The 15671-nt window shown below is 48.9% G+C and carries 15 protein-coding genes; 6 read left to right on the top strand and 9 right to left on the bottom strand.

Annotation, left to right across the window (positions count from 1 at the left end):
- Nucleotides 1–49: 49 nt before the first annotated feature.
- From WEB64_RS13860 to WEB64_RS13850, 3 genes are all read right to left on the bottom strand, one after another.
- Nucleotides 50–2065 (bottom strand): TIR domain-containing protein, encoded by a 2016-nt coding sequence (locus WEB64_RS13860; RefSeq protein WP_368059436.1) that lies wholly within the window; start codon nt 2063–2065, stop codon nt 50–52.
- 93 nt (nt 2066–2158) lie between these two features.
- The gene (locus WEB64_RS13855; protein WP_368059434.1) at nt 2159–2824 is read right to left on the bottom strand and encodes a hypothetical protein; all 666 of its coding nucleotides are present in this window, start codon (nt 2822–2824) and stop codon (nt 2159–2161) included.
- Nucleotides 2818–3366 (bottom strand): TIR domain-containing protein, encoded by a 549-nt coding sequence (locus WEB64_RS13850; RefSeq protein ID WP_368059432.1) that lies wholly within the window; start codon nt 3364–3366, stop codon nt 2818–2820. The genes WEB64_RS13855 and WEB64_RS13850 overlap by 7 nt, the downstream gene beginning before the upstream one ends.
- Nucleotides 3367–4062: 696 nt before the next feature.
- Between WEB64_RS13850 and WEB64_RS13845 the strand changes: the two genes are divergently transcribed.
- On the top strand, nt 4063–5166 hold the full coding sequence (locus WEB64_RS13845) for a nucleotide kinase domain-containing protein (protein WP_368059430.1): 1104 nt from the start codon (nt 4063–4065) through the stop codon (nt 5164–5166).
- A gap of 25 nt (nt 5167–5191) precedes the next feature.
- Here WEB64_RS13845 and WEB64_RS13840 read toward each other — a convergent pair whose 3' ends face one another.
- Both WEB64_RS13840 and WEB64_RS13835 read right to left on the bottom strand, forming a co-directional pair.
- Nucleotides 5192–6091, bottom strand: coding sequence for a hypothetical protein (locus WEB64_RS13840; RefSeq protein ID WP_368065656.1), 900 nt, complete (start codon nt 6089–6091; stop codon nt 5192–5194).
- 312 nt (nt 6092–6403) lie between these two features.
- Nucleotides 6404–6643, bottom strand: a complete 240-nt coding sequence (locus WEB64_RS13835) for a helix-turn-helix domain-containing protein (protein ID WP_368059426.1) — start codon at nt 6641–6643, stop codon at nt 6404–6406.
- Between the two features lie 151 nt (nt 6644–6794).
- Between WEB64_RS13835 and WEB64_RS13830 the strand changes: the two genes are divergently transcribed.
- From WEB64_RS13830 to WEB64_RS13815, 4 genes are read left to right on the top strand one after another with little or no spacing between them, the layout of a single operon-like run.
- Entirely contained in the window at nt 6795–7031 is a 237-nt protein-coding gene (locus WEB64_RS13830; RefSeq protein WP_368059424.1) for a hypothetical protein, read from the top strand.
- Nucleotides 7024–8220: a DUF3596 domain-containing protein gene (locus WEB64_RS13825; RefSeq protein ID WP_368059422.1), complete on the top strand. Its 1197-nt coding sequence runs from the start codon at nt 7024–7026 to the stop codon at nt 8218–8220. Before WEB64_RS13830 ends, WEB64_RS13825 begins: the two co-directional genes overlap by 8 nt.
- Nucleotides 8210–8497 carry a hypothetical protein gene (locus WEB64_RS13820; RefSeq protein WP_368059420.1) on the top strand — a complete coding sequence of 96 codons (288 nt, stop codon included), beginning with the start codon at nt 8210–8212 and terminating at the stop codon, nt 8495–8497. The genes WEB64_RS13825 and WEB64_RS13820 overlap by 11 nt, the downstream gene beginning before the upstream one ends.
- Complete coding sequence (locus tag WEB64_RS13815; protein ID WP_368059418.1) at nt 8494–8775, top strand: hypothetical protein; 282 nt, start codon at nt 8494–8496, stop codon at nt 8773–8775. Before WEB64_RS13820 ends, WEB64_RS13815 begins: the two co-directional genes overlap by 4 nt.
- A 44-nt stretch (nt 8776–8819) precedes the next feature.
- Here WEB64_RS13815 and WEB64_RS13810 read toward each other — a convergent pair whose 3' ends face one another.
- The 4 genes from WEB64_RS13810 to WEB64_RS13795 all read right to left on the bottom strand — a co-directional run bounded on the left by WEB64_RS13810 (nt 8820) and on the right by WEB64_RS13795 (nt 15027).
- Nucleotides 8820–11939: a hypothetical protein gene (locus WEB64_RS13810; RefSeq protein ID WP_368065655.1), complete on the bottom strand. Its 3120-nt coding sequence runs from the start codon at nt 11937–11939 to the stop codon at nt 8820–8822.
- A 200-nt stretch (nt 11940–12139) separates the two neighbouring features.
- Entirely contained in the window at nt 12140–13561 is a 1422-nt protein-coding gene (locus WEB64_RS13805; RefSeq protein ID WP_368065654.1) for a hypothetical protein, read from the bottom strand.
- A gap of 144 nt (nt 13562–13705) precedes the next feature.
- Nucleotides 13706–14491, bottom strand: a complete 786-nt coding sequence (locus tag WEB64_RS13800) for a hypothetical protein (protein WP_368065653.1) — start codon at nt 14489–14491, stop codon at nt 13706–13708.
- Nucleotides 14488–15027, bottom strand: a complete 540-nt coding sequence (locus WEB64_RS13795) for a hypothetical protein (protein ID WP_368065652.1) — start codon at nt 15025–15027, stop codon at nt 14488–14490. Before WEB64_RS13795 ends, WEB64_RS13800 begins: the two co-directional genes overlap by 4 nt.
- Nucleotides 15028–15262: 235 nt before the next feature.
- Between WEB64_RS13795 and WEB64_RS13790 the strand changes: the two genes are divergently transcribed.
- Complete coding sequence (locus WEB64_RS13790) at nt 15263–15544, top strand: hypothetical protein (protein WP_368065651.1); 282 nt, start codon at nt 15263–15265, stop codon at nt 15542–15544.
- Nucleotides 15545–15671: the final 127 nt, after the last annotated feature.

Genomic DNA, 15671 nt, shown 5'->3' with positions numbered 1-15671 from the left:
ACTAATGGGCGGCAAACTGTGATCACCAGTGCAGCTAAAACAGGGAGGCTTACACTACGTCAAGATCCCTCAGCCCCTTCAATACCAGATGGACACATTCATCAGGAAACGGAGATTTCATTAACCGAAGATATTCGCTTTTTTCTAGCCCAGATCTCAATGAAATCTCAGCCAAGTCTAGACCAACAATAGAGTTCACAATTGATGAATAGTCCGCCTCCAGTCGATAACGAGATGCAACACTTTGAAGCTCCTGATAACCAGCATTGTTTGCAACCTGCCACTGTTCATCAAAAACACCAGAACCTTTGCCTGTCTCAAGAAGCTCACATATTTCAGCAACGACACCTCCAAAACCACCGAGGAGGAAGGTTGGTTTTTTATGGCGCATTGCTATCAAGAATTCTTCTAGGACTCCTGGCATTTTGCCCAAGTAGGCGCAAGTCTTGCCTCCAGCAAATATTCGGATATCGCTTGAGCTAACTGACTTTTCGCGCATCTCAGTCAGACAGCGAGACCAGACAAACCGATTCGATCCCGAATGAGGTTCCAAGAATTTCTCTTTATCGATTCCCAAAGCGACATCTTCAGGGACGTCATGTTGAACCGTTAGCATGACGTTTCGATGCCTCGCACGCCAAGCAACGATGTCAGCCGAAGATACGTAAAGCGGCCAGGCCAAGTGGTTTTCAACAAGGGGCTCACTCATCGGAAGGCGGTCCTTCAAGATGCCAGCTTCATCAAGGACAAACTCAGTAAACCCATTCTTCCGAAGATCGCCCCCGTACAGAAGAATTGCGCTACGTGATAACAAGTGCCGCGCAACATCTTGTGCTAGCCTAATCAGCTGATCACCGTGTAGATGATGCATTGAAAATCCATCGCCCAAAACTTCTGAAATAGATATCCCAGCTCTCAAGCTCTTGAAGCAATCTCTATCTTCCTCGTTCCAAAGAGGCGTAAATGCTTTACAGTTTAGGCCAGATAGCCAGTCACCCTCTTGCTCATAAATCGGCGGTTCTGGATAACAAATAGATACTGGTCTCGAATCGGCCAGAGATAGCACTTGGCGAACTTCAGGTGGCCGAGGTGATATTAAACAATCGGCGGGAATCCAGCCCTGCTTTTGGCAAAACTGTAAGGATTGCAAAGCAAATTCATGCCTTATTGTCTCAAGTATTGCAACATTGAGAATTCTTAAGATATCCCTTTTGGAGAAGCTTTCGTCCGGAGACACATGCACACAAGGAACATTTGAAGAAGCTGGAAAAACTCGGTCCTCGTAATCCTCCAAACAATCCACCACCACGATCGGACGCTGGCATCGCTTCGCATAAAGCACTTCTCTCTGACACCAATATCGCGAGGAGTATTCATCACTCGATATAGCAATCAGTGTGGATTCGGGAATATGCCTTTCGATCTCCGCTGAGAACGAGAAGCCAGGCGCAATTTCTGTCGCGTCAAAGAATCGCTTTAAATTGCTCTCATCGATCAATTCTTTTATCGCTTGGGCTATTCTTAGCCCAGTCCCGCCACGCTTCGCATGGCTTAAAAACAACGTAATAGAAGAATCTTTGCCTTTTTTTTTAATGTCTGGCTTGGCGAATCCGAAACGATAAACTTCATGAGACAACGCAACCAACGCCTTTGCTTTGTAATGGGGGCCAGCCCAATCGAATGCTCTGAGGCAATTAACCCCTGCGAGGCTTCCTTCGTGGGAGAGCCCTTCCCGGTCAATTGCCACTGGCACAGCCACAAGCCCGGATTTCTTACCAAGCTTTTCGACATATTCGGTCCATCGCTCAAAGCCCATTGTGTTTACACTTGTAAACACAAAAATTAAGTTTTTTGAAGCTAAGCTCACGGGCAGGTTTTGTGGAGGCGTGTTGGGTGATAAAGAGCTATAAAAAAACAATGGGATATTTAATGATCGCGAGAACGGACGGCTAGCATCTCTCGCAAACGAGCCTCTAACTTGGTCAACAATTGGATCGACGGCATCCCTATCAAAGGGATGCCAAATAAAACTTATTGTTAACGGTGAGAGAAACTCATAGTCCATAAGACAATGTCCATTTAGCGTCTAAAAACACTGCTGAAGTTTAGCGATAAGTAGAAGATCGCTTCGACTAAGATAAAATTTACATTTCTCTAATCACGTCACGGCTCCAGTCTTCTGATCGACTCTTGCAGAGGAGCTTTCAAAGTCACACGGGTCTGCCATAATCATATTTACCAAACTGCTATTAGAATCCAAGAACTCTTGAAAATATTCAAACGCAACGGGGTTTTTATTCAGCTCAAGTTTCCTATAATCTCTGATGCGCTTGTAGTCTAGGAGCGTCAGGTCAATTTCCCTTGATTTGGAACCGAAATAAATAAAATAATCAGATATTAAAACTAAGCTCGTTTCTCCAGTATCTCGCTTTAGGTTGGACTGATTTACAGTTCCATCCGCATTGCTGTGATGAGAGTCCTCTTGCAACCAATCTCCATGCATATCCTTGTGATAGATATTATCGCCAACCATCCGGACCTTACTCCCATTCCGAAGAGGTTTTTTGTTAGCGAATCGAGAATCATTCCAATAGTTTTGGAATGTCGTTTTTTCAGAAACTCTCATTAAAAAAATCGCTTTTCTTGAATGCTCTTGAAGCTCAGCGCCTCCCACTCCGAGAATCCAGTCCCCCACCCGAGCTTGCTTTCTAATTCGTGGTTTACATGTGGCGAGTGTACACACACCGAAGAATGGATTTGGCGCAAAGCCATAGTCTCGAGTTATAGCATAAATGTAGAGACGCGAGTTCTGATCAATTAGCATAAAACGTTAGCTCCTACTCCTTTGGGAAAAGCCTCACCTGTGGGTTTCAAAAAGTCGCCTTTACCCTCTAACGCCTCTTTAATGAGGTCACCACGCCAAGGGACTATGGCCTTGCCGTACTCAGCTAAATTTTCTGGAATCTCAACTTTATCTTTTAGCCCATGTTCATAAACGCCGATTACTTCTTTGCCCATCTGGTGAGCAATTTTTATCTCCCAATTAACCCAGTCACGCTGATGGGTTTCTTTTCCGACAATCACAACGAGCTTTCTGGCCCAGCGGAGCTTACGGCGCAGCAATCGCCTAATCGTTGCGTCACTAACCTTTTTCTCTTCGATGCGGCGTTGGTTCTCAGGCTTCACCCTGATTGAGCTATTTCTAACCCAGTAATTCCTAGCCCCTAATAGCGAGGTAAATCCATCTACACTCGCATCATCCTTGTGATGGTGACTGATGAATATATTGCTAACACCTTTTTCCATTTCAAATAACCTCGACTGAATATTCACTCCAACCTTCTCGGAGACATCACTATAAAGCAAGCTATCCCCTGTACCCTAGTGCTGAAACAATCAAGCCAGGACGTTACGTAGCATGCAACTTTTGACCTGCCCCCCTCTAGCTTAGCCTTTAAAGATTTCTTTGCCCGGCTGTGATTCGTTGTGCGTGAATCTGATTACCTATTTAGCTAGAAGGCTGCCTGACAAATATAGAGCCTGCCGAAGCTGAGCGTCGGCTATACCCGGGCGATTCAAGAGGAGTATTTCGATTTTACCGAGGATGTTCTTTAGTCAGCCAGAAGACTGATAAGAGACTCAACTTTGCTCAATGGAAGGACTCTAATTTTGTCCTGTAGAAAAGCACGGGAGCCAACACTCGAGGGATAGCCTACGTCACTAAGCAATGGCTCCCCCTCACCAGTAATAATCCAGTGTAGGCAGGGACTCTGTCCACCGGGAGAACGCAACTCTGCCAGTCTAAAAAGCTTCTCAGGATCCGGAAATGTTTTACCCTGCCAGACACGCCATAGAGTGGTGGTATTGCTGTAGCCCATCCTCGACGCCACAACCTTGTCACTCAAGCATAGGATTTCCTGAGCCAAGTATCTCAACCTCGCGCACATGGCGCCCATTAATTCAGAGTCTTTCTTCGTTCGCGACATTTTGTTATTAACAATAATATTTGTTATTATAATTGTACTATCATGAACGCATTGTATTCAAGCTCTGAGGTAACTCATGAAAAGCACAGCGCTACGAAAAAATGTGGCAGCCCCCTTATCAATAATCAGGAAGCGCCGTCCAAAAGCGTCTGTGGTTTTCGATTCATACTGGAAATTCGCAACTGAGCGGCAGACTGTTTTCAACAAACGTGTGGTCGGCGAGATCGGGCCATGGACGAACGATCCAATTTTACGGGCCCACAAGTTCACTAATGCCTATCGTGCGTCGGATCGAGTCAGCCAATACCTAATCAAAAATGTCCTTTATTCAGGCTCTTTCGATGCTGAAAACACGATCTTCCGAACGCTACTGTTCAAGATATTTAACAAGATCGAAACTTGGGAGTTGCTTGAAAGCGGTCTAGAGAAGGAAATATCGCTCAATACATTTAATGTCCCCGAATACAGCCGTCTGCTTGAAGCGGCCAAGGCCAGCAAGAGATCGATCTATTCTGCAGCATACATAATGCCCTCTGGCGCTTCTTCCAATGGAGTGCGCACTGGAAGCAAACATCGATTTCACCTAGAGCTTTTAAAATCCCTGGAAAAAAATGGTTTCTTCAGCCAAATCAGCCATGCCAAATCGATGAAAGAGGGTTATGAACTTCTTCTTTCATTGCCATCAATTGGGCCTTTTCTCGCATACCAGTATATTACAGACCTAAACTACTCGGCCCATTTCGATTATTCTGAGCAAGAATTCGTGATCCCGGGACCAGGAGCTAGAGACGGAATCAGGAAATGTTTCACTGATTTTGGTGACTACAGCGAGATCGATATCATTAGAATGATGTCTGAAGAACAAGAGGCAAACTTTGACCGCCTAAACCTACCCTTTGAGTCGCTATGGGGACGTCCGTTGCAGCTTATCGATTGTCAAAATTTATTTTGCGAAGTAGATAAGTATGCGCGAGTGAAACATCCTGAAATTATTGGAAGAACTGGCAGGTCAAGAATCAAACAAAAGTTTCAACCCACAACGCCTTCGCTCAACCTTCCTTGGTACCCACCGAAATGGGGTATCAATGCCAGAGTTTCCGAATTCCAACGCAGCATAATTGATAGAACGACTCAGGAAACGTTCTCTTTTGAGCAAAAAAGCTTAAAGTTGTTTGCGTAGGTTGCCAATGAAGATTGGTGGAAGCCTAATGTTCACTAGTTTCAGTCTTGATCCACATTTTGCGTAAATCAGCATTGAAAACTATCTGGCCGGTGAATCCGTTCCGTATCTTACGGAACATCGCGACGGACTCAACAATGTACTCTTGCCACTCCCATGGCTCGGTACTCGAGACTTCGTAATCTTCGACCAACGCCTGAATTAGTTTAATCAAATCCGCGTCGACCCTATCCATTCCTGCCAAAAATTTATTTTGCCTAGCATATGCAAAAATTTGTCCAACTATTGCCTCTTCGAGAATCGCAGCGCGCCCTCCATCTTGCACATTATCTTTTTCTGGATCGCTTTTCCTTTTTCGCTTGAGCATTCGCCGGAAGACGGGAGACCAACCTAAATAGCAGGCTGCGGCCAAGTGAAAAATGTCATGGTATCTGTAACCATCGACGCGGTGATTATTATCCGTGAGACGATCGCCTAAATGCACATTATTCATAGAAACGATGAGCTCATGGGGGCCCTCGTCGTGAGGTATTTCTAGAAAATCAACACTAAACTGCCTTGGTAGTTGCTCATGCGCGGGAAACCCCCTATCGAACTGCTCCGCAGGCCTTGAGGAGTCTGGCAACCAGTGAGATTCAATTTTAGAAACAGACACCCCAGCCACGGCATCCATAGATAGGCCCAACGAAGCTGCGGAGTTGGCCAACTCGGTAAAAATGTTGGAAAGAAGTTCAGCAGCCCTTTCAGTACTGATTGGCCCCGCAACAGACTCGACCAAATAGCTGGATATCTTGTTCTCGAGACGAACTATTTTCTCAAACAGTCCCCGGGTAGAATTGGGAGTTGGCCACTCCTTTAAGAAGAAACTATGGTGGTCAGCAATTGTCACCGCGTACCACAGAAGGTCGGCCAATTCCTCAGACATATGGGTGTCATATCGGGTGCTCGCAAAACGATCCCGAATCTTCCTTTTTAATACCGTAGCCAGAGATCCAAGCTCTCCGAGCAAACCAAGTGGAGCTATCCAGGATTGTTCCTCTACGTGCCATCTAATGACTGAGGTCCTTCTCGCTATTTCGTAGTACTGCGTCGGTTCCATTACCACTCCATATCCCCATATTGGTGGAAGCCTCAGAACTGTGTCCTAAAACTCATTTTCGCCATGGCGTTGGATAGATTTAAAAAGACAATCCTTCTGCGAAGATAAGCCGAGACCGCTGACGTTTACCCAGCAATCTCACGGCGTTTTATCAAAACGACTATTACCTCCATCTGGTTGATCAACGAACTCGAAGAGGTCTCCAACCTGACAACTGAAATACCGGCACAGCCCTTCAACTACCTCTAAATCAACTCGATTCGCAGTCTCATGGTAGAGCCTGGTTACAGTGCCTCTGTTTAAACCAGTCTCCCTAGCCACATCAACAATCTTGAGCTTCTTCTCACCCATCAGTCTGGACAGATGGCACTTAATCATTTGGCCCACCAAAGAACAAATTAACCCGCAGGAGCTCAAAAAGACTTGCTTAAGGTCCTAATGAGTGCATAATGATCTACAGGAGGACATTTTGAGGCGCTAGAAATGCGGTATGTCCTCCAGCACTCGAAGATAGCAAAGGAGCTTTCTTATGTCACAGGAATATCTCACCACTGAAGAACTGGCGGAGCGGATCAAGTACGACACACGGACTATCCGTGAACGTCTTAAAGACTCAGTACTACTCGAGGGTGTGCATTACTTCCGCCCATTTGGCGGCCGGAAGATCCTCTACATCTGGAACGTCATCGAGCAGGACATGCTCAATCACTCCAGCAGCCATGCCTTCGCTGTGCCAATGGCCGGAGGAGGTATGTGCCGTGGGTAAAATCGTAGAACGCCCCGAAACGGGCAAACTATTTTTCGATTTCCGATATGCAGGCAAGCGCTGCAGAGAACAGACAACGTTGGATAGCACATCTGCTAACCGCAAAAAACTCGAGACCATCCTTAAACGGATTGAAGCAGAAATCACTCTGGGAACTTTCGAGTACCACCGCTATTTCCCAAACAGCTCTTTGGCACAGAAGTTCACCAAACAGGCGGAAGTCCAGCGAGCCAGGGAGGCACACGACACACCGCTGTTCGAAGCCTTCTCGAAAGACTGGCTCGACGAAATGAAAATCCAGTGGCGCCAGTCACACATTTCGACAGTGGAGGGAACATTGAAAAACTACCTCAACCCCTATTTCGGGGAAAAAGAGGTTGGCCGCATCACCAAAAAAGACATTCTCGAATTCCGGGCCTCACTCGCCAAAGTTACAACCCGGAGCGGAAAAAGTCTTTCAGCCAGTCGTATCAACCGAATCATCACGCCATTGCGCATGATCCTTAGCGAAGCAGCCAACCGCTTTGAGTTTAGCTCACCCTATCACGGGATTAAATCACTGAAGGTGCCGAGGACGGATGTGGAGCCGTTCAGAATCGAAGAAGTGAAACAGATCATCGATACCGTACGGCCCGATTTCAGGAACTACTACGTCGTCCGATTCTTTACCGGGATGCGAACCGGTGAAATTGATGGGCTTAACTGGGAGCATGTGGATTTCAAGCGTCGTCAGATTTTGGTTCGCCAAGCATTGGTTCAAGGTCGGCTGGAATACACAAAAAATGATGGTTCATTCCGTACCATCGAAATGTCCCAGCTGGTGGCCGCTGCCCTTCAGGATCAAAAACGCGCAACAGGTAAACAGGCCTTCGTATTCTGCACCAGGACTGGTGGCCCACTTTGCCACAACAACGTCACCAAACGAGTCTGGTATCCCCTGCTCCGTCACCTCGGTTTGCGAAAACGTCGCCCTTACCAGACTCGGCACACCGCAGCGACTCTCTGGCTCGCCGCGGGTGAGAATCCGGAATGGATCGCTCGCCAGATGGGACACACCACGACCGAAATGTTGTTCCGGGTGTACTCGCGTTATGTGCCCAACCTGACCCGGCGTGATGGCTCAGCTTTTGAGCGGCTTTTAATTACCGAATTCGACAGCAAACCCTTGGAGGTGAGCGATGAAACCTGATCTGAAATTGGTCCAGACCAATCATGACGTGCGTGTATTAAACTCAGACTCCGTTCACAAGCTCTCCGCCTCTCTTGGGCTTGCGCTTCGAATTCAATCAGGCAAGCAACTGGTGTTTTGCCTGGGGACAGGAACAGAGCGCTCAAACGATGAGGCGCTGGTAACCTGGGTCCATTCCCAGTTGCTCCACCACGGTCTCAGTCCAACCCGTCAAGCTTTGGCGTTTCTGATCGTCGAGCTGGAGAAGGCACTTAATCGGTGGGAGATGGATCTATGAACCGTTTCGCAATGCTCAAACAGGCGTCTCACGAGATAGGTATCTTTGTTGTTGTGAAGATCCTTTTAACTGAAACCCAACCCGATGCATCGATAATGAGCGTCATCCTTCAGTCTGAAAGAGGAGATATCCTGGCTTTTCTGACACTTTCGGCAGGAAGTGGCACTCAGGTGCCGGGTCTCTATCAGCGCTTGTATGCCCTACTCCTGATCCTCCGCTTTGGCGGTCGCCAGTACGCATTCATTGAAGAGCACATACTCCTGCCAGATATCGCCTGACAAACACCCCTGCCGGCCCTTCGGCCGCCAGGGGTTCATTCCTTCTACAAGACACCCCCAGACATTTCTATCGATGGCAACATGATGATGGCGGCGGCCAAAACGAACTTCACGACCGTCCAAGTGCTCCGCAGCCCCGTTTTGTCGGCAAAAAAATCAGGGTGCGCCGAACCTAAAGGAAATGGCTTCACTTCGTCCTCGGGTCCACGTTTGATCTTTATCCGTGATTTATCCACATCAAAAACATCACTCCAATGGGTCTTTGCGCGCTGCTCGTCCATTCCCGGCGCCAACTTCAAGTGAACAAATGTCCAGCTTTTTAGCCCCACCGAATCGAGGATCGTCAAAAACTTCCGCCTATCCTCGAGGTCTTCGAATTTGAGCGCCACCTTTGTGCGTTGAAACGCCTTCAGTGAAGAGGACAGCATTCCTAATACCAGATCCGGATCATTCTCGAAAAGCTCGACCAAACGTTTATAAAGTTGCTCACTTCTTGCGCGCAAATCTTTTTCTCTTGGCGGCGCTATAAAAATTTCAGACGACGGCGCATGGTCCGGTCGGGACTTGGGTAACACCCGAGGTTTACGAGGCAGCGTCCGATAAAACCTTAGGATTGGCGTTTTTCTGTACGTCTGCGCCTGAGATAAAAGTTCTGCCCGGGAGGCCCATTCACGCACAAGCCGCTCAGGCAGGGCATAAGTGTCCGCAATTTTCAGATATGGTTCGGTATCGCGCTCAAACAGTTTTTCGAGGTTCTTTAGCATCTCATAGAGAACCAGTGGCGATGTGCCCGTGGCAGCGTTACGATCAGACTCTTCAAATTCAGGAGCGGTCGCCAGAACACGTTTTTCAAGCCTGGCCTTGATCGCGAATGGTTTCCACCGATTAGCCAGTGCTGCCAAAATATCACCGGCGCGATGGGTCCCACGCAGGTGGTGTCGATTACGAAGTCTTTCAATTCCAGTCGCAGAGACACCTACCAACTGAGCTTGTTGAGCCAACGTCAACTCGGGGTTTCGTCGCTCTGCCAGATATCGGCGCAGCACCCAATCAAATAAATGACTGTAGGAGCTCATGGTTTCCCCAGGTGTCAGATGGCCACACCAGGTACACAGTTCCCATAGATGCTTTTGAGTAGGCGACTGCGCAGAACCAAGCGACGCCAGTTGGGAAAAATCTTCTCCCCAATAGGGCAAAAGAGGTTCGCCCGAGTCTTCCGTGACCCAAGGATCTGGCAGAAACTGCCCCGGGTAGCTTTCAAGCATTCTCAAGCCCATAAAAGTAGCAAACGCGTGCCGATTATGGTGAAAGCGCAGATTGTTGTCACCGCTGGCTGTACGCATGGCTCGGGTAACGGGCTTGAACACATAGGTATCGTTTATAATCTCAGCAGGCCGTCCCTCCATGGAAAACAACAGGGCATTCGGCGGGAGGGAACCCCCCAGCTCCGCTATCCGGGTATGTAGCCAGCGTTTGAGTTCATTTATTTCTGCCTCCATCAAAAGCAGCCAGATCGGCAAACGACGGACTGCAGACTGAGATTTGTGCGTCATGCCTCTTTGATTCATTACCCTCAGTGACGGCTTATTGAAACCCGGCTCCCCCAGCCCCTCGAGATCCTGCAGTCTTAGGTGAGTGACTTCACGCCGACGCAACCCGCAACGAAACCCGATCGTAAGCACCAGTGAACAAATCACACTTTGACGAGAATTTTCAAGGGCCATCAGCCACGACTTAGCCCGAGTGTATTCTCTGGGTGTAAGAAGGTTTGCATCCACGTTTCGCACTGAGACCCCTTCTTCAACAATATCGACTGGCGGAACCATATAATGTCCAACGAGCCAAGCATGGAACTCCGAGAGGCGCTGGCGACGAGTCGCTTTGCTTTCCGAGCTCAGGTCAAAACAGATGGCTTTCTCGTAGAGCTCGATCCAGTCGTCCGCATCATAGTGTTCAACGTCCGGGTTCTGGAGACTTGCAACAAGTAATGGTCTTCCCACGGTTCCTAGATATCGCAATGCAGAAGCAGGCTTTATGCGTTTTGCGTTAAGTGCTGATTCACTGCGCAACCTCGACAGTAACCAATGCGCAACCAGACTCAGAATAGGAGATCTGTATTTAGGCTCTGCGACAAAGCGTTTGAGTGCCTCAATCGCGTTCGGGACCGACCTTTCCGCCCCAAGGTCATAGCGCCTATGCGTCAAACATAGTCGCAAAGCGTTGAGGGTCTGTTGATGGTCTTTGGCAACCCTTTGCCCAGATTGCTCACTACTCGGTAACGGCTGGTCTCCTCCAATTGTCACGCTGGGCACCGAGTTATCTGCAGGCAAAGACCGACTGATGTCTTTGGCAATCAAACCGGTTTGTAACCGAAGCCAAGCCTCTCTGGGAACCGAGGCGCCTACCTCCAACGACGACGCAAAGTGAACCAGATACCCTGGAAAATCTTTCGCAGCTTCCCGGCACGCATGTTCTTGCAGCCATCGAGAAATCCTTGGCCTACCACCTTTATGATCTACCTTCGGCAGTTCTAATGTCTTGGGCAAAGACAGAGATCGGAAGTACGCATCTAGCAAAACGTCTATTTGACGAAAAACCGGCCCTTTCGATTCAGGCCACGCTCTTCCGTACTTTTTGTACCACCTCAAAAGGAGCATGGCCGTTACAGGATCGGGGAACCATCGCCTGCGGCTCTCCGACTTGGAAAAATCGACCTTGAAACGATAGCTGTCCACATCCGACATTTGCAATTCAAGCGAAATGCTCTTCTCGTCAACCCAGACTCCTCGATGCAACGCATCGGGAAGTGCCGTCAACCACCCGGCATTCAGAATGCCCCCTCGGGTTATAGCCGAGAATAGAAGGCGCCCTGCCTCGGCTTCCCGCGCCTGCAGTGATTCTGTTTTTGAATCGCTCGATGCAGGCTCTAGCAGAATATCGCCGAAGTGCTCATTAGACATCGTCAGTAAACGACGGTAACTCACACCCTGTCGCTGCCCCTGAACGGACAGGGGAGCCTTAGGCGAGTGGTAGATCTGAATCATACTCGGCACTTCGATCTGCCAGGCCAGTTCGCGCGCACCTCGGTGAAGCCCCTCGACTATGTAATTGTGGCGATCGCGATAATCCTGATTCGACGCATGGCCCTTGAGTTTTTCGAACAACTGATTCATTTCGGTCGGGTTATAGTCAGCGTTTTGCTCGCCAGAATACAATCCAGGGGCCTCGGTTTTCAGAATCTCAAGCGCGTGTACCCAGCACTTTCGTCGCCTACGATGCCTTTCATGCGAGCGCGCTTTGTCACCCAGCTTTTCGCTCTTCTTTTTCATAGCCCTCGACCAACCGGACCACATAACCGACTCCGTCATGACAGGCCCTCCACCACGTGCCAACCTGCCTCCGAGAAAAGCGTTTCTAACGCTTTGGAACATTGGGACAGGAACACCTGAGGGTCCATGGCTGAGAACCGGTCAAAAGGGTTTTGACCATCCGACCAATGCCCCATAAAAGCGTCGACGGCTGTTCCCGGCAATCCCTGCTTGCGCAGCGTACTCCTGAGAAGATGTCGGTTGATATTCAGTGGCAAGTCATAGGTATCGCTGAGCTGGTCCTGGAGCGTTTTTGGTTGAACGCTTTGCGGCTTCAAATCGTCACTGAGGAAAAAGAAAAACGGTAACTCATTTCGAACCGGAGTTTTCAGGAGCAGGCGCATTCGAGTCAAAATGCAGTTTCTATGTCGAACGAACTTTTCCAATTGCAACAAGCAGGTCGGGACCAACGGAACCAGTCGATCTTTCTGCATGTGATCGCCGGATTTATCGTTGATGACGACAAGGCCTCGCTCCCAATCGACGTCTTCAGCGTAAGGGATGGGATCCTGAACAGCGCGATGCCCCGTTGCGAACAACACCATTACGATGACATAGCGGATATAACAGTTATGAAAATCGATCCAGGCATCCTGATGACCCCAGTTTCGTCTGGCAATCTCAATAGCCGCCTGGAGATCATTGGCCAACAACTGCAGCGGTTTTGTTTTTGGGCAGATCTCAGACCCCACCCCCAGTGTTGAGGCACCTGATCGTGCCGACCACTCGAATGTAATAGGTGCGGGTAGTCCTCCAAGGGCCTCCTTGTAAGTGTGGATGAGATCTGATTTTTTGGCCCAGTGGTAGTATAACGAGGCCGCCTGGCCAGTGGACGGCATCTGCCCGGTAATTAACGCTGCCTCCACCCGATCCCCCTCTCCAGCGATAAGCAGGTTAAAAAGTATTTGTTGAATACGCAGGAGAGTGAATTGCGTTTTGTATCGCTCGTTGAGTTTTGACAAAAAGCGCTTTACAGCCTCGAGAATAGGCGCATCACGAAGCGGGAAAAGCGGCCGCCGTTTACCGGGATTGAAATCCAACGGCAGTTCTTTGAGTCGACTCACCAGGATCGACATCAGTTCCTCAGGAATTGGAAACGTCAGCTTCGTCGTGGTTGCCTCGACATACCGCAACCACTCAGACCGCGCCGATTTAGCATAATCAGGCCTCAACACACCTCGTACCCAAACCCGTTCTCTGAGAACACAGCACAGAGCACCGGCATCGAGCTGTCGGGGGATATCGGTGGTCGATCTATACAGCTGGGACTCCAGCACCCGCTCCGCAGGGGAACCTGTGAGCAAAGAGAGCACCAGAAAAATAGATACAAAAGCATCTTCCGCTTCGTTTTCACGCAATGCCCCGATCAGAACATGTAAATCAAAAAAGCTTAATTTCCGCCACTGTGACGGGGTCATCTGCCCGTTTTTCACAGCGTGTCGATGAGCATATCGACTGCGGAAGTGCTGCTGCACCAGCGATTCACCAGACCTCGCCTTGATAGGCCGGTGACTAATCAGCAGACGGGTCTGGGACTGAACTTCATCGGGCGCGGCACCTGATCAGATCAACGCCTGGGGACTCATCCCATCGGGCTCAGCCTCAGATCGGATGGTAAACGCCTCCTCATCAGCGTACTGATCATCCGGATCGATACAGTCCACGCTCCGCTCCCAGAACTGCTTTGGTATACTGGCATGACGCTTTTTGGCCCCGGGATAACTATCGCGAAACGGGGAGCCTCTGAGCGCGAGCGCGTACGCCGATGAGCGCTCAAGGATTTCACAGGTTTTATTAAGTCCTCGGACTTGACCCCGAGGAGAGAATTGCTTGAGTCGCTGATGTAAATGCTTCGATGAATCCGGTATGTCCGGCAAAAACCCGAGCGCTTTATCGGATAGTTTGCGCATCCGCCTGCAAACCTCTCGACGGTTTTCCGCAACACCGCTGGTATTTCCTGTACCCGCAATGTTTGAATTAATTGCTTCCTGCAATGTCTGGGCAATCCAGACAACGTGAGCGCACAAATGAAGGTACTGTTCGGATAGCGTGCGTTGCGCCCCAATGTGTAGCAACAGCGCGTGAACCGGATATTCCGTTTTCAGTCCTCGGGTACCAGCAGGGTGCGCGATTTGTTTATTAGAATCAGAAACCGCGTCGTCATCGATCCATTGTAGAACGATCGAGAATGTGGCCTCCAGATAGACCCCATTGTTCACGCGCTGTAGAAATGGCCACAGCAGTCGAAGCGCGCGTTTAACCAACGCCTCACCAATTATGTCTTGCCGTAGGCCAAGCTCTGCCACGAGCCCAGGCGATAGAAGAGCTGGAGAATTGGAATCAGTCATTCATCCGCCTCCCGATAAGCCATAAATTTGGAATGGTAATATTGGGTCTGCCTTGGGAAATCGCGCCGATTAATCCCGGCAGCCTCCGCGAGACCTGATTTACTCACGAACCTCGGTGACAGTTGCCCTCGGTTATCACTGGTGTCCAACTCCTGCCAAAACAGCGAGATCAAATCCGTTAAAACACGACGATCAACTGAGTGGTTCAGAAGGCTGAGCAACGTGGATTGAATAGAGAAGATTGTGGGATCTGAGATGCTTTTCTCGGGAACCAACAGAACGGGAACTTTCTGAGTGTTATCCAACTGACTGACGAGATACAACGAGCGCAAATTCCCGAAAACATGGACTGTTTTTGATTTTGACTCCCAGCCAATGAGTGGCGATGAGGCGAGTAAGAGCTCGATGGCAAATGGCGTCAATTCGAGTTTATCAAAACAGGGCTCGATGATATTTGCCACACATCGATTTACGGAATACACCGATGAATCCAGTCTGATGTCGCTGATTTTAACCGATCGACATTTGAAATCCATGTTAATACCTGATGCAAGATTGTTCCTATAGACTATGTTGGGCGATGGTCGAAATCTAGTGTATTTACAAAATAAAACACTGTGATAAAACAAATATTAAGCTCAGGAAAGCATAAGTGTGATAATAACTTTCGCACCCAGACAAGTTGCATCTCGTTCCTATTTCATATAATAATAAAAACAAGCCAGTTTTGTACTTCTACATATGTAAAACTTGTTTTATAAAGGCGTAAAAATGAGTACGAAATGTTCCATAGCATCAGGGCCAACATTCCACCTGTACCATGAGTTAACGTTCAACCCAGTACAGCCCGAAGACGTCTTCCTCGACCTCGAAAACACACAGGGGCTCCTAGTTGAACAGGACAACTGGACCAAATTACGAACTCGTTTGCAGATACCCTGTGAACTGTTTGATCAAATCGCCATTGCCTGGATCAAGCACCGCAGGCTCCAGGGCGCCGTTGGAGGTCCTGTTGGCGGCGAATGGGGTTCGCCAGAGTGTGACTACGACTAGGAGAACGCAGTATGACCACTGATAATGGGTCGGTTTCCAGAGTGGAGAGACTTTGCAAAATAATGCAGCGAATTTCGTAAGCGGTCCACGAACCCCATCTTATCCGCCTGACCAGAATTCGCCAGAA

The sequence above is a fragment of the Marinobacter sp. genome (genome assembly GCF_040882185.1).
GTDB lineage: Bacteria > Pseudomonadota > Gammaproteobacteria > Pseudomonadales > Oleiphilaceae > Marinobacter.
The sequence above is the reverse complement of the archived record's forward strand: the minus strand, read 5'-3'. Positions and strand labels throughout refer to the sequence as shown.

Bases quoted from the DNA above. Each gene is read 5' to 3' on its own strand.
- WEB64_RS13860 (WP_368059436.1), bottom strand. From the start codon at position 2,065: ATGGACTATGAGTTTCTCTCACCGTTAACAATAAGTTTTATTTGGCAT.
- WEB64_RS13800 (WP_368065653.1), bottom strand. From the start codon at position 14,491: ATGACTGATTCCAATTCTCCAGCTCTTCTATCGCCTGGGCTCGTGGCA.
- WEB64_RS13840 (WP_368065656.1), bottom strand. From the start codon at position 6,091: ATGTCTGAGGAATTGGCCGACCTTCTGTGGTACGCGGTGACAATTGCT.
- WEB64_RS13815 (WP_368059418.1), top strand. From the start codon at position 8,494: ATGAACCGTTTCGCAATGCTCAAACAGGCGTCTCACGAGATAGGTATC.
- WEB64_RS13790 (WP_368065651.1), top strand. From the start codon at position 15,263: ATGAGTACGAAATGTTCCATAGCATCAGGGCCAACATTCCACCTGTAC.
- WEB64_RS13855 (WP_368059434.1), bottom strand. From the start codon at position 2,824: ATGCTAATTGATCAGAACTCGCGTCTCTACATTTATGCTATAACTCGA.
- WEB64_RS13835 (WP_368059426.1), bottom strand. From the start codon at position 6,643: ATGATTAAGTGCCATCTGTCCAGACTGATGGGTGAGAAGAAGCTCAAG.
- WEB64_RS13830 (WP_368059424.1), top strand. From the start codon at position 6,795: ATGTCACAGGAATATCTCACCACTGAAGAACTGGCGGAGCGGATCAAG.
- WEB64_RS13820 (WP_368059420.1), top strand. From the start codon at position 8,210: ATGAAACCTGATCTGAAATTGGTCCAGACCAATCATGACGTGCGTGTA.
- WEB64_RS13795 (WP_368065652.1), bottom strand. From the start codon at position 15,027: ATGGATTTCAAATGTCGATCGGTTAAAATCAGCGACATCAGACTGGAT.
- WEB64_RS13845 (WP_368059430.1), top strand. From the start codon at position 4,063: ATGAAAAGCACAGCGCTACGAAAAAATGTGGCAGCCCCCTTATCAATA.
- WEB64_RS13805 (WP_368065654.1), bottom strand. From the start codon at position 13,561: ATGACCCCGTCACAGTGGCGGAAATTAAGCTTTTTTGATTTACATGTT.